Source organism: Streptomyces litchfieldiae, assembly GCF_031845365.1.
Taxonomy (GTDB): Bacteria; Actinomycetota; Actinomycetes; order Streptomycetales; family Streptomycetaceae; genus Streptomyces; species Streptomyces litchfieldiae.
In genome coordinates this window covers 131,854-145,133 of the sequence record NZ_JAVREL010000013.1, presented here as the reverse complement: position 1 = coordinate 145,133, position 13,280 = coordinate 131,854, and the positions used below count along the sequence as shown (strand labels likewise).

The 13,280-nt window shown below is 72.1% G+C and carries 9 protein-coding genes; 3 read left to right on the top strand and 6 right to left on the bottom strand.

Going from position 1 to position 13,280, the window contains the following annotated elements; all coding sequences use genetic code 11:
* Positions 1 to 119 precede the first annotated feature (119 nt).
* Positions 120 to 2,774 (top strand): pyruvate, phosphate dikinase, encoded by a 2,655-nt coding sequence (gene ppdK / locus RM590_RS21960; RefSeq protein ID WP_311706460.1) that lies wholly within the window; start codon positions 120 to 122, stop codon positions 2,772 to 2,774.
* Positions 2,775 to 3,068: 294 nt separating this feature from the next.
* The gene (locus RM590_RS21955; protein WP_311706372.1) at positions 3,069 to 4,019 is read left to right on the top strand and encodes an ArsR/SmtB family transcription factor; all 951 of its coding nucleotides are present in this window, start codon (positions 3,069 to 3,071) and stop codon (positions 4,017 to 4,019) included.
* A gap of 16 nt (positions 4,020 to 4,035) precedes the next feature.
* Here the strand turns inward: RM590_RS21955 and RM590_RS21950 are convergent, their stop codons facing one another.
* The 6 genes from RM590_RS21950 to RM590_RS21925 form a co-directional block, all read right to left on the bottom strand.
* A complete protein-coding gene (locus tag RM590_RS21950; RefSeq protein ID WP_311706371.1) occupies positions 4,036 to 4,968 on the bottom strand; it encodes an oxidoreductase in 933 nt (310 codons plus the stop codon).
* Between the two features lie 41 nt (positions 4,969 to 5,009).
* Positions 5,010 to 7,319 carry a beta-xylosidase/alpha-l-arabinosidase gene (locus RM590_RS21945; protein ID WP_311706370.1) on the bottom strand — a complete coding sequence of 770 codons (2,310 nt, stop codon included), beginning with the start codon at positions 7,317 to 7,319 and terminating at the stop codon, positions 5,010 to 5,012.
* A 26-nt stretch (positions 7,320 to 7,345) separates the two neighbouring features.
* Positions 7,346 to 8,248, bottom strand: a complete 903-nt coding sequence (locus RM590_RS21940; protein WP_394813932.1) for a carbohydrate ABC transporter permease — start codon at positions 8,246 to 8,248, stop codon at positions 7,346 to 7,348.
* Positions 8,245 to 9,147 (bottom strand): carbohydrate ABC transporter permease, encoded by a 903-nt coding sequence (locus RM590_RS21935; RefSeq protein ID WP_311706369.1) that lies wholly within the window; start codon positions 9,145 to 9,147, stop codon positions 8,245 to 8,247. Before RM590_RS21935 ends, RM590_RS21940 begins: the two co-directional genes overlap by 4 nt.
* A 10-nt stretch (positions 9,148 to 9,157) precedes the next feature.
* Positions 9,158 to 10,477, bottom strand: coding sequence for an extracellular solute-binding protein (locus RM590_RS21930; protein ID WP_311706368.1), 1,320 nt, complete (start codon positions 10,475 to 10,477; stop codon positions 9,158 to 9,160).
* A 114-nt stretch (positions 10,478 to 10,591) separates the two neighbouring features.
* Positions 10,592 to 11,611 carry a LacI family DNA-binding transcriptional regulator gene (locus tag RM590_RS21925; RefSeq protein ID WP_311706367.1) on the bottom strand — a complete coding sequence of 340 codons (1,020 nt, stop codon included), beginning with the start codon at positions 11,609 to 11,611 and terminating at the stop codon, positions 10,592 to 10,594.
* 145 nt (positions 11,612 to 11,756) lie between these two features.
* On the opposite strand from RM590_RS21925, the gene RM590_RS21920 reads away from it, so the two are divergent.
* On the top strand, positions 11,757 to 13,145 hold the full coding sequence (locus tag RM590_RS21920) for an endo-1,4-beta-xylanase (protein ID WP_311706366.1): 1,389 nt from the start codon (positions 11,757 to 11,759) through the stop codon (positions 13,143 to 13,145).
* The last annotated feature ends 135 nt before the right edge of the window (positions 13,146 to 13,280 follow it).

Sequence of the window (13,280 nt, the reverse complement as noted above, 5' to 3'; positions counted from 1 at the left end):
GGTCGGCGGGGTAGCCTCCCGCTGTCAGGGCAGCCGTTCACGAGGAGTCGAGTCCCGTGCCGGATACGCACGTTCCATCCCTCATCGCACCACCACCTTTCATAGCCGTCGCCCCCTCCGTGAAGTACGTGTACGACTTCGGCGAGGGCCGCCGGGAGCTCAAGGACCTGCTGGGCGGCAAGGGCGCCAACCTGGCCGAGATGACCAGGCTCGGCCTCCCCGTGCCGCCGGGCTTCACGATCACCACCGAGGCGTGCCGGGAGTACCTCGCCTCAGGCGCCGAACCGCCCGCCCTGCGCGACGAGGTGAGTGCGCACCTCGACGCGCTGGAGCGGCGCATGGGCCGGAAGCTGGGCCGGGGCGCCGATCCGCTGCTGGTGTCGGTCCGTTCGGGCGCCAAGTTCTCCATGCCCGGGATGATGGACACCGTCCTCAACATCGGCCTCACCGACGACTCCGTGACCGCGCTCGCCGCGCAGGCCGGGGACGAGCGGTTCGCCTGGGACTCCTACCGGCGGCTCATCCAGATGTTCGGCAGGACGGTGCTGGGCATCGGCGGCGACCTCTTCGAGGACCGGCTGGAGGAGGCCCGGCGCCTCGCCGGCGTGGCCACCGACGTCGAGCTCACGGCGGGCGAACTGCGTCGCCTCACCGAGGACTTCAAGGACATCGTGCGCGAGCGCACCGGCCGCGGCTTCCCTCAGGACCCGCGCGAGCAGCTCGACCTGGCCGTCCGCGCCGTCTTCGACTCCTGGAACGGCGACCGCGCCCGGCTCTACCGCCGCCAGGAGCGCATCCCGCACGATCTGGGCACGGCCGTCAGCGTCTGCGCCATGGTCTTCGGCAACCTCGGCCCGGACTCCGGCACCGGCGTGGCGTTCACCCGCGACCCGGCCACCGGCCACCAGGGCGTGTACGGCGACTACTTGCCGAACGCCCAGGGCGAGGACGTGGTGGCCGGCATCCGCAACACGGTGCCGCTGGCCGAGCTGGCGCGGCTGGACCGGCACTCCTACGACGAGCTGCTGCGCATCATGGAGATCCTGGAGAACCACTACCGGGACCTGTGCGACATCGAGTTCACCATCGAGCGCGGCACGCTGTGGATGCTCCAGACGCGCGTGGGCAAGCGCACCGCGGCGGCCGCGTTCCGGATCGCCGCGCAGCTCGTCGACCAGGGGCTGATCGACGAGCGGGAGGCGCTGCGGCGGGTCACCGGCGGGCAGTTGGCGACGCTGATGTTCCCGCGCTTCGACGCCGGCGCCGCGGCCGGCCACCTGGCCACGGGCATCGCCGCCTCGCCGGGCGCGGCGGTCGGCGCGGCCGTCTTCGACTCGGCCACCGCGGTGGCCCGCGCCGCCGCGGGGGAGCGGGTCGTGCTGGTGCGGCGCGAGACCAACCCCGACGACCTGGACGGCATGCTCGCCGCGCAGGGCGTCCTCACCGCGCGCGGCGGCAAGACCTCGCACGCCGCCGTCGTCGCCCGCGGCATGGGAAAGACCTGCGTGTGCGGCGCCGAGGAGCTGCGGGTGGACGCCGCCCGGCGCGAACTGACCACCGCCGACGGCACGGTGGTCACCGAGGGCGAGGTGCTGTCACTGGACGGCACCACCGGCAGGGTGTACCGGGGCGAGGTACCGGTCGTCCCGTCCGCCGTCATGGAGTACTTCGAGGGCACCGCGCCGCCCGACGCCGACGACCTGGTGGCGGCCGTGCACCGGATCATGGGCTACGCGGACGCCGCCCGGCGGCTGGGCGTGCGGGCCAACGCCGACACCGCGCTGGACGCCGCCCGCGCCCGCCGCTTCGGCGCGACCGGCGTCGGCCTGTGCCGCACCGAGCACATGTTCCTGGGCGAACGGCGCGAGCTGGTCGAGCGGTTGATCCTGGCCGGGGCGGACGACGAGGAGCGACGGGCGGTGCTGGACGCGCTGCTGCCGTTGCAACGGGCCGACTTCCGCGAGCTGTTCCTGGCGATGGACGGCCTGCCGGTGACGGTGCGGCTGCTGGACCCGCCGCTGCACGAGTTCCTGCCGGACCTCACCGAGCTGTCGGTGCGCGTGGCGCTGGAGCGGAACGAGGCCGACGTCCGGCTGCTGGCGGCCGTGCGGCGGCTGCACGAGCAGAACCCGATGCTGGGCCTGCGCGGGGTGCGCCTGGGCCTGGTGGTGCCGGGGCTGTTCGCCATGCAGGTGCGGGCCATCGCCGAGGCCGCCAGCGAACGCCGGCTGGCGGGCGGCGACCCCCTGCCGGAGATCATGATCCCGCTGGTCGGCACGGTGCAGGAGCTGGAGCTCGTGCGGGACGAGGCGGAGGCGGTCGTCGCCGAGGTCGAGCGGGCGCGCGGCGTGCGGCTGGCCATCCCGCTGGGCACCATGATCGAGCTGCCCCGGGCCGCGCTGACGGCCGGTCAGATAGCCGAGTCGGCCGACTTCTTCTCCTTCGGCACCAACGATCTCACCCAGACCGTCTGGGGCTTCTCCCGCGACGACGTCGAGGCCAGCTTCTTCGCCGCGTACCTGGAGAAGGGGATCTTCGGCGTCTCCCCGTTCGAGACCATAGACGCCGACGGCGTCGGCTCCCTGGTCCGGGCCGCCGCGGCGGCCGGCCGGGCCACCCGTCCCGACCTCAAGCTCGGCGTCTGCGGCGAGCACGGCGGCGACCCGGAGTCGGTGCACTTCTTCCACGCGGCGGGCCTGGACTACGTGTCCTGCTCGCCGTTCCGCATCCCCGTCGCCCGGCTGGAGGCCGGCCGGGCGGCAGCGGCGGCGTAGCCCACGCCGCCGTCGGCCCGTCCGGGCCTCAACTCCCCTCCCCGGCACCCTCACCGGCGGACGGGGCCCGGCGGCCGGCGCGGGGATCCCCCGGGGGCGGCGCCGGTGCGGTGGCGCCGCCCCCAACACCTGTGCGTGCGGGCCGGCTTCCCCTCGGGATCCCCCCGTCCGGCCCCCGAGGGGGTGCCGGTCTTCGCCCACCCTGACGGACAGCGGGCCGATCATGCGAACCATTTCGGCGTAGGCTGAAAATCCATGGTCAACGCGGTGCGGCGATGCAAGGGAGGTTGCACGGTGCTGCGGATCCACCTCACCGGCGAGGATCTGGCCCGCGTCCGCGTCGCGGAGCGACCGGACCCCCTGTGGGAGACCGTCCTGAGCTGTCACCGCTTCCGCGACCGGCGCGGGCGGCACGCGTACGGCGCCTGGCGGGAGGGCGTCCGCCGGCGCATCGGGGCCCCGCCGCCCACCCTGCGCGCCCTGATCCCGCTCACCGGCTACTTCCCCGACTTCCTCAACCCGCCCGAGTCCCAGGAGAGTTGGGAGAGCGCCATCGAGGCGCTGCGCGGCACGCCCCGGCGGCGGCTGGCCGCCGACATCGCGCTGCTGGAGACCGGGCAGCCGGTGCCCGGCTGGGTGCGGTCGCTGGCCGACGGCGACCGGTCGGCGGTGGTCCGGCTGGTCACCGACCTGGAGCGCTACTACCGCGCCGCGCTGCTGGGCGACGCGGTGTGGACGCGGGTCCAGGCCGGGGTGGCCGCCGATCGCGCGGTGCGCCTGCGGCATCTGCTGGCGGGCGGCACCGAGGGGCTGCTGACCGGGCTGCGCCCGGTGCTCCGCTGGAACCCGCCCGTCCTGGAGGCCGATTACCCGGTGGCCCGCGAGCTGCGGCCCGGCGGCCGGGGGCTGCTGCTGGTGCCGTCCTACTTCTGCGGCCGGCTGCCCGTCACCTACGCCGACGACACCCTTACGCCTGTCCTGGTCTACCCGATAGAGCACGCGCCGCCCCCGCCGCCGAACCCGACGGCGCTGGCCAAGCTGCTCGGCGGCACCCGGGCGCGCGTACTGCGCGCCATCGAGCACGGCACCACCACGGGCGAACTGGCCCACCGCGCCGGGGTGTCACCGGCCTCGGCCAGCCAGCACGCGCGGGTGCTGCGGGACGCGGGCCTGGTGCGTTCGGTCCGGCACGGCAGCGAGGTGGTGCACACCCTCACCCCGCTGGGCACCGAACTGCTCGCGTAGCAGGCCGCGTTCACCGTCAGTCGGCCGACTTCAGCGCGTCCCAGTACACCCCGGTCAGCTCCTCGGAGGCGTGCCACAGCCGGGCGGCGGTCACGTCGTTCCGCGTCCAGGGCGCGCGCCAGGGGCCGCCCGGGCCGCCGCGGAGGGTGCGGGCGCCGAGCACCGAGGGCCCGGTGAAGGAGTCGGGGGAGACCCGGGGCGCGGTGGCGGCGTACAGGGACGGCGTCGCGCCGATCTCGGGCGGGGCGGCCAGCAGCCGGCTGCCCAGCGCGGCGAGCCGCTCCTGCCAGGCGCTGCCCGCCAGCCGGGCGCCGCGGGTGTGCAGGGCGGTATCGGCGTAGCCGGGGTGCACGGCCGCGGCCACCACCTGTCGGCCGCGCAGCCGGCGCGCGAGCTCGTGGGTGAACAGCAGGTTCGCCGTCTTGGAGCGGCCGTAGGCGACCCAGCGACGGTAGCGGCGCTGGGAGTTGAGGTCGTCCAGGTCGATGTTGGCGAGGAGGTGCAGCAGGCTGGAGACGGTGACGACCCGGGCGCCGGGGCTGGCCAGCAGCCGGTGGACCAGGAGTCCGGTGAGCGCGAAGTGGCCCAGGTGGTTCACGCCGAACTGCATCTCGAAGCCGTCGGCCGTCCGGGCGTGCGGAACGGCCATCAGCCCGGCGTTGTTGATCAGCAGGTCGAGGCGGCGTTCGCCCCAGTCGGCGGCGAACGACCGCACCGACGCCAGGTCCGCCAGATCCAGTAGCTTCAACTCGGCCCTGGCCTCCGGCACTTCGTCGAGCAGCCGCTCCAGCGCGGCCTGCCCGCGCTGCTGGCTGTGGCAGGCCAGCACCACGCGCGCCCCACGGCGGGCCAGCTCGCGGGCCGTCACGAAGCCGAGACCGCTGTTGGCGCCGGTCACCACCGCGGTGCGGCCCTTGAGATCGGGGATGTCGCGTACGGTCCAGCCCATGTCCCCAGGGTAGGCCCGCACCGCGGCGAGTGGCGAGACGGTTACTTTCCGTATGGGCTCGGGTGCTGCCGCGGGTCCACGGTGGCGGAGCAGCGCATACGGCGGTCGTAACCGATGATCCGTTCGGCGCCGGTCAGGGTCACCGGCAGGGTGTGCCGGATGTCCCCGACGGAGGCGCCGAGGCGGAGCTCCAGCGCGCCGGGCTCGACGAGGCGCCGGTCCCGGTCCAGCGGATAGGCCGCGAGGTCGGCGTGGAAGGCGAACCGCACCTCGGCCGAGGCGCCCGCCTCCAGGTCGACCCGGGCGTAGCCGATGAGCCGGTTCACCGGCCGGGCGATCCGGGCGACGGGGTCGTGCAGGTAGAGCTGGACGACCTCGGTCCCGGCCCGGTCGCCGGTGTTGGTCACCGTCAGCCGGATCGTCGTCTCGCCGTCCGTCTCCAGCGCGGTGGCGTCGCTGCCCGCCGCCTCCCAGGAGAAGGCCGTGTAGGACAGGCCGTGGCCGAACGGGTAGAGCGGCGTCGGGTCGATGTTGCTGGCGTCGCCCTTCTGGCCGAGCGGCGGCGCCAGGTAGGGCGCGGGCTGGGCGCCGGGGAGGCGCGGGACGCCGACGGGCAGTCGTCCGGAGGGGTTGATCCGTCCGGAGAGCACGCCGGCGACCGCGCCCCCGCCCTCCTCGCCGGGGAAGAACGCCTGTACGGCGGCGGCGAGGCGGTCCGCGTAACGGCCCAGGGCGTAGGGCCGTCCGGTCAGCAGCACCAGCACCACGGGGGTCCCGGTGGCCAGCAGCTCCTCCAGCAACTCCCCCTGACCGTCGGGGAGGTCCAGGTCGGTGGCGTCGCAGCCCTCGCCCGAGGTGCCGCGGCCGAAGAGCCCGGAGCGGTCGGCGGCGAACAGGACGCAGACATCCGCGCCGGCGGCCTGGGCGGGTTCGGTGACGAGGGTGATCTCGGCGTCCGGCAGTTCGTCGCGCAGCGCGGCCAGCGGCGTGGCCATCTCCACCCCGACGGGGAGGTCGGCGTGCTTGACGCCGACGTGGCGGGGGAAGGTGTAGCAGCCCATCAGCGGCGCGACGTCGTCGGCCAGCGGGCCGGCGACCGCGATGCGGGCGGTCGGGGCCAGCGGCAGGGCGCCGTTGCCGTTGGCCAGGAGCACCACGGACTCCTCGGCCAGGCGCCGGGCCACCTCCCGCATGGCGGGCGGGTCGAGGTCGATCCCGTCGCCGTCGGCCAGGGCCGGCGGCTCGGGGGACCAGTCGGCGTCGAGCAGGCCGAGCTCGGCCTTCTGGGTGAGCACGCGCAGCACCGCGCGGTCGACCAGCTCCTCCGGGGCGTCGCCGGACTGCACGGCCTTCAGCAGCGGGTCGCCGTAGCAGCGCTGCGCGGGCAGCTCGACGTCGACGCCGGCGGCCAGGGCCTGCGCGGCGGCCTCGGCGGGGGAGCCGGCGACGCGGTGGGTGAGTTCGAGGAAGGAGATGGCGAAGTAGTCGGACACGAGCGTGCCGGTGAACCCCCAGCGGTCCCGCAGCAGTTCGGTCAGCAGCCCGGCGTCGCCGGTGGCCGGCATTCCGTCGAGGTCGTTGTAGGCGGCCATGACGGAACGGGCGCCGCCCTCGCGCAGGGCCATCTCGAACGGCGGCAGCACGATCTCCGCCAGCTCGCGCGGGCCTATGGAGACGGGGGCGTGGTTGCGGGCGCCGCGCGAGCCGGCGTGCCCCGCGAAGTGCTTGAGCGTGGACACGATGCCGGCCGCCTCAAGACCGCGCACATAGCCCGTGGCGATGGTGGCCACCAGATAGGGGTCCTCTCCGATGCTCTCCTCGGTGCGCCCCCAGCGCGGGTCGCGCACCACGTCCAGCACCGGGGACAGGCCCTGGTGGATGCCGACCGAGCGCATCGAGTCGCCGATGAGCCGGGCCGCGTGCTCCACCAGGTCCGGGTCGAACGAGGCGCCCCAGGCCAGCGGGGTGGGGAAGATGGTGGCCTGCCAGGCGGCGAAGCCGGTCAGGCACTCCTCGTGGGCCAGGGCCGGGATCGCGAACCGGTTCGCGGCGGCGATCCGGCGCTGGTCGTCGGCGAGCGCCCGCGCCTTCTCGGCGGGCTCCACCGGGTTGGTGCCGAACGGCCGGGTGAGCTGGCCGAGGCCGACTGTGAGCAGCGCCTGGAGGTCGGGCGGCAGGGCGTTGACCTCGTCCTGCATCGGCGCGACGCCGCCGTCCTCGTCACCGTCGGTCTCCGAGCCCGGCCAGATGGCGACGAGCTGCGCGAGCTTCTCCTCAAGAGTCATCAGGGACAGCAGTTCACCGGCGCGGGTCTCGGCCGGAAGCGATGTGTCCTGCCAGGGGCGGTGCATAAGGCTCCTTGTCTGGGCGGCCATGGTTACCGGCCGCCGACGCCCATCAGGCCGTTGATCAGCTGACGGCGGGCGAACAGGTAGGCAGTGAAGATGGGCACGATCGACAGGACGACGGCGGCGAGCAGCGCCGGGATGTCGATGCGGAATTCGCCGACGAAGTCGTACAGGCCGAGCGTGAGCACCCGCGTCTCCGGTGACTGGGTGAGGATCAGGGGGAAGAGGAAGCCGTTCCACGCGGACAGGGCGGAGAACACCCCTACCGTGGAGATACCCGCCCGGGAGACCGGCACCACGAGCTGGAGCAGGATCCGGGTCTGGCTCGCGCCGTCGAGAGCCATCGACTCGTACAGTTCCTCGTCGATGTCGCGCATGGTGCCGACGAGGATCAGCACGCCCACCGGGAGGGAGAACGCCGCCGTCGGCAGGATGATCGCCAGCAGCGTGTCGTAGAGCTGGAGTTCGGTGATGATCAGGTAGACGGGGATGATCACCGCCTGGGCGGGGATCGCCAGGCCCAGCAGGAAGAGCTGGAACACCCGCTGGGACAGCCGCGAACGGGTGCGCACCACGCTGTAGCTGATGGTGACCGCCAGCGTGATCGCGATGGCCGCGCAGGCGGCCGTGACGATCAGCGTGTTGAGCAGGTAGCGCGGGAAGTCGCCCTCCAGAACGGTCTGGTAGGCGTCGAGGTTGGGGTCGGTGGGCAGCGACAGCGGGCCGTTGTCCAGGTACGACTGCCGGTCCTGGAGCGTCGAGGCGACCAGGACGTAGAGCGGCACGACGACGATGACCAGCCAGACCAGCGCGCCGGCTCCGGCCGCGTAGTTGGCGCGGCGGGGCAGCCGGAACGTTCGCCTGGCGGGCCGGCGCGCGCCGGGCGCGCTGTCCTGGTGGCCGGACTGCCGCTTGTCGAGGATCTGGGTCACAACCCCTCCCGGGTGCTGCGCATCCTGGTGAACCCGGTGAGGCGGACCAGCAGCAGCGAGGCGGCCGTGGCCACGGCGACCAGGGCGCAGGCGATCGCGCTGGCGTAGCCGAGGTCGAACGCCTGGAAGCCGGTGTCGTACATCAGGAAGGGCACGATCTCGGTGGAGTCGCCGGGGCCGCCCCTGGTGAGGATGAGCACGGTGTCGAAGTAGGTCAGGGCGCCCACCACCATCAGCACGGTGGAGGTGACGATGGTGTTGCGCAGTTGGGGCAGCGTGATGTGGAAGAACTGCCGGATGGTCCCGGCGCCGTCCATGGCCGCCGCGTCGTAGAAGGACCTGGGGATCTGCCGGACGCCGCCCTGGTAGATGAGCATGTGGAACGGGACGAACTGCCAGCCGGTGACGAACAGGATGGCGGCGAACGCCCCGCGCGGGGTGCCCAGCAGGTCGGCGCTGTCCAGGTTGAACAGGTCGGCGATGTCCGGCGCGAGCCCGAAGTTCGGGTCGAAGATCGTCCGCCACAGCAGGGCCAGCGCCACGGAGGACGCCAGCAGCGGCAGGAAGAAGATCGCGGACAGGACGGCCCGGTTGCGCTGCCGGCCCGCGGCCCAGACTCCGAGGAGCAGGGTGACGGGGGTCTGCGTGAGCCAGGTGAACGCCGTCAGCAGCAGGCTGAGCCAGACGGCGTTGCGCATGCTGTCGTCCTCCCAGAGCTTCGACCAGTTGTCGAGACCCGTCCAGGAGGGGTTGCTGAGGCCGTCCCAGTCCGTGAAGGACAGATAGGCGACGATCGCCATCGGGGCGGCGGCGAAGAAGACGAAGAAAAGCACGCCCGGAACCGCCCAGGCGATGCCTGGGCGTCCGGCGCGCGGCTTGGTGGAAGTGCGCTGCTTCACGAGATGGGTCCTACAGATCCTGCATGGAGTCGACGAACTCCTGGGGCGTGAGCTGGCCGCCGAACAGCTTGTCGATGCTGTCGAGCATCGGCGTGGCCTGCGAGGCCGGCAGGGCCTGGTCCCAGGAGAGGGTGAAGCTGGAGGCGCCCGAGATCATGTCCCACTGGAACTGCGCGTACTCCGGGTTCGGGGCGGAGCCGATCAGCTCTTCGGCGTTGGTGGTGGCGGGGATGTCACCGTTGTCGATCAGGGCCTGGGCGTACTCCTCGCTGGCGTGCAGCTTGAGGAACTCCACGGCGGCGTCCAGCCGCTCGCCCTCGACCTGGGAGTTGACCGACCAGTAGTTGGTGGGGTTGCCGACCACGGCGCTGGGGTCACCGGCGCCGCCCTCGACGGCGGGGAAGGTCGTCCAGCCCAGGTCGCTCTCGGCGAACTCCGGCTGGTTGGTGAGCTGGTTGGCGAACTCCCAGCTCCCCATCAGGTGCATGGCGGCCTCGCCCTGCGCGAAGAACGTGGGGGCACCGTCGTTGGTGTAGGCGACGGAGCGGAAGTCGTTGCCGAAGGCGCCGTCGTCCAGGAGCTGGGTGACGGTCTCGGCCGCGGCGAGCATGGCCGGGTCGCCCCAGGCGCTGGCGTCGCCGTTGCGGATCCGGTCGAAGACCTCGGAGCCGCCCTCGCGGTCCAGCAGGTACTCCAGCCACATCATGTTCGGCCAGATGTCGGCCCCGCCGAGCGCGACCGGGGTGACGTCCTGCTCCTGGAACGTCTCGACCGCGGTGGTGAACGCCTCCCAGGTGCTCGGGGGCTCCAGGCCGGCGTCGGCGAAGAGGGTCTTGTTGTAGAAGAGGATCACGGGCTGCACACCGCGCATCGGGACGCCGTAGTAGCGGCCGTCCACCGCGCCGGCGTCCATGATGGTGGGCAGGAAGCCGTCCCGGAGCTCCGGCTCCTCGGCCACGATGTCGGTGAGGTCGACCAGCATGTCCTCGGCGACGAAGTCGCTGATGCTGCCGCCGCCCCAGTTGAAGAAGATGTCCGGGGCGTTGGGCGTGCCCATGGCGGTGCGGGCCCGCTCCTGGTAGCTGTCGCCCGCGATCTGCGTCAGGTTGACGTCGATGTCGGAGGTCTCGTTGAACTTCTCGACGAACTCCTCCTGGATCGTCGTCGAGCCGTCCTGGTAGACCCAGACCTCCAGAGCCTCACCGCCGCCACCGCCGCTCCTCGGCCCGTCGCTGCCGCAGGCCGCGAGGAGGGGGGCGGCCGCCGCCAGCGCGGCCGCCGCCGCCAACGTTCTGGTTCGCCGGGAACGCCAGGGGTTAGGGCTTCGCATCGCACACCTTCCGGAAACTCGCCGAAAATTATCGGGCAGATGCCGATGGAAGTTACGGACATGTGTGCGCCACGTCAACGGGGCGGACGGCAACAAGTCGGTTAAGGCAGGCGCTCAGGCCGAGGCCGGCGGGGGTGCCGTCGAGGCCCGCACCACCAGCTCGGTCGCCAACTCCAGCCGGGGGGAGTCGATTTCCTCGCCGCGCGCCTGACGGAGCACGGTGCGGGCGGCGACTTTGCCCATTTCCGCGAGTGGCTGCCGGACCGTGGTGAGCGGCGGCGCCGACCAGCGCATTTCCGGAAGATCATCGAAACCGACCACGCTGACGTCCTGCGGAACCCGCAGCCCGAACTGGCGCAGCGCCTCGATCGCGCCCATCGCCATCTGGTCGCTGGCGGCAAAGACCGCCGTCGGCGGCTCGGCCAGCTCCATCAGCCGCCGGCAGCCGTTGAACCCGGCCTCGTGGTAGAAGTCGCCCGGCGCGATCAGCGCCTCGTCCAGGCCCACGCCGGCCGCCTCCAGCGCCTGCCGGTAGCCGTCCATCCGGGCCCGGCTGCACAGCAGCCGCGGCGGCCCGGCGATGAAGCCGATGCGCCGGTGGCCGAGCTGGAGCAAATGCTCGGTGGCGGCCAGACCGCCCGCCCAGTTGGTCGCGCCAATGGTCGGCGCGTCCAGCGCCGGCGCCCCCGCGGGGTCCACCACGACGATCGGAACGCCGAGCCGGTGCAGCTCCTTGTGCAACACCGGCTCCAGAGCAGAGGTGACCAAAATCACACCGTCCGAGGCCCGCGCCCGCAGGTTCGTCATCCACTGCCGGGCCGCTCCGGCGCGGTCGTGAATGGCCGAAACCACTGTGCCGACCCCCGACGCGTGCGCCACTTCCTCCACACCCCGGATGATCTCCACCGCCCAGGGGCTGTCGAGGTCGTTGAAGACCAGATCGAGCAGCGCCGCCCGGTCGCCGGGCGCCTGCGTGCGGCGGCGGTAACCGTACTGTCGCAGCAGCTCCTCGACCTTTGCGCGGGTTTCGGGTGCGACGTCGGACCGCCCGTTCACCACGCGCGAGACGGTGGGCACGGAGACCCCCGCCTCCCTGGCGATCGCGGTGATGGTCACCTTGCGTTCCTCGGTCATGAGCACCTCTTCAGTCGGGTTCCGCACTCCGGAAGTTTTTCAACATTATTCCGGAAGGCTTGACGCCTCCAGGGGTCGGTCATAGAACGGACCCCGTCAGCCTGCGGGGGCATGACAAGGAAAGGGGTACAAAATGCTATCCCTGGTGCGCAGAGCCGCAGTCGTCGTCGCGGCCGGGGCCTTGCTCTCCGGCGCCGTGATGCACGGCAGCGCGCAAGCCCAGGATGTCTCGGCCCAGGCCGCCACGCTCCGTGAAGCGGCCGATGCCAAGGGGAAGTTCATCGGGACGGCCGTCGCCGACCACCGGCTCAGCGACTCGCGCTACAACAACATCGCCGCCAACGAGTTCAACAGCGTCACGGCCGAGAACGTGATGAAGTGGGACAGCATCCAGCCGTCCCGCGGCTCGTTCAACTTCGCGGCCGGCGACCGCCTGGTGGACTTCGCACAGGCGAACGGCCAGCAGGTCTACGGCCACACCCTCGTCTGGCACAGCCAGCTCCCGAGCTGGGTGTCCAACGGCGGGTTCAACGCCACCGAGCTGAACACGATCATGACCACCCATATCACCGAGGTCATGAACCACTACGAGGGCGACGTCGAGTACTGGGACGTCGTCAACGAGGTGTTCAACGAGGACGGCACGCTGCGCCAGTCGGTGTTCCAGCAGACGATCGGGCAGAGCTACATAGCCAACGCCTTCCGCGCCGCCGACGCCGCGGACCCGAACGCCAAGCTGTGCATCAACGACTACAACGTCGAGGGCGACAACGCCAAGAGCGACGGTCTCTACAACCTCGTGCAGTCGCTGCTCGGCCAGGGCGTGCCCATCGACTGCGTGGGTCTCCAGTCGCACTTCATCCTCGACCAGATCCCCAGCACCCTCCAGGCGAACATGCAGCGGTTCGCCGCGCTCGGGCTCGAAGTCAACATCACCGAGCTCGACATCCGCATCAACATGCCGGCCGACAGCGCCGAACTCCAGCGGCAGGCCACGCAGTTCGGCAATGTCGTGAGCGCCTGCCTGGCCGTCTCGGCCTGCCAGGGCGTCACCGTCTGGGGCTTCGGCGACGCGGACTCCTGGGTCCCGGGCGTCTTCCCGGGCCAGGGCGCGGCCTGCCTCTACGACGACAACTACAACGCCAAGCCCTCGTACAACGGGGTGCTCACCGCGCTCGGCGGCACGACGGACCCCGACCCCGACCCGGACCCCGACCCGGTCGAGGGCTGCCTCGCCAGCTACCAGGTGACCAGCCGCTGGAACGCCGGATCGGTGGTCCAGGTCGGCGTCACCGTGGACGAGGCGGTCAGCGGCTGGACCGTCACCTTCAGCCTGCCGGCCGGGGAGTCGGTCACCAGCTCCTGGAACACGCAGCTCACCCAGAGCGGCACCACGGTCACGGCCCGGAACGCGTCGTACAACGGCAGCATTCCGGCCGGCGGCTCCCTGAGCTTCGGCTTCCAGACCAACAGCGGAGCGGTGTACAGCGCCCCCGTGGTCAGTCTGAACGGGGCGGCCTGCGAGGCGGCCTGACCGTCACTGTCCAATCCCTCCCACCCCCCGCCGCCCGGCGGTGGCTCCCCGCCACCGCCGGGCGTCTCCCGTGCTGGGGCCCGTCTTCGAAGAGGCCGCCCTGCCCGCCCAAGTACGTCCCCCAGCCTGGCGGCT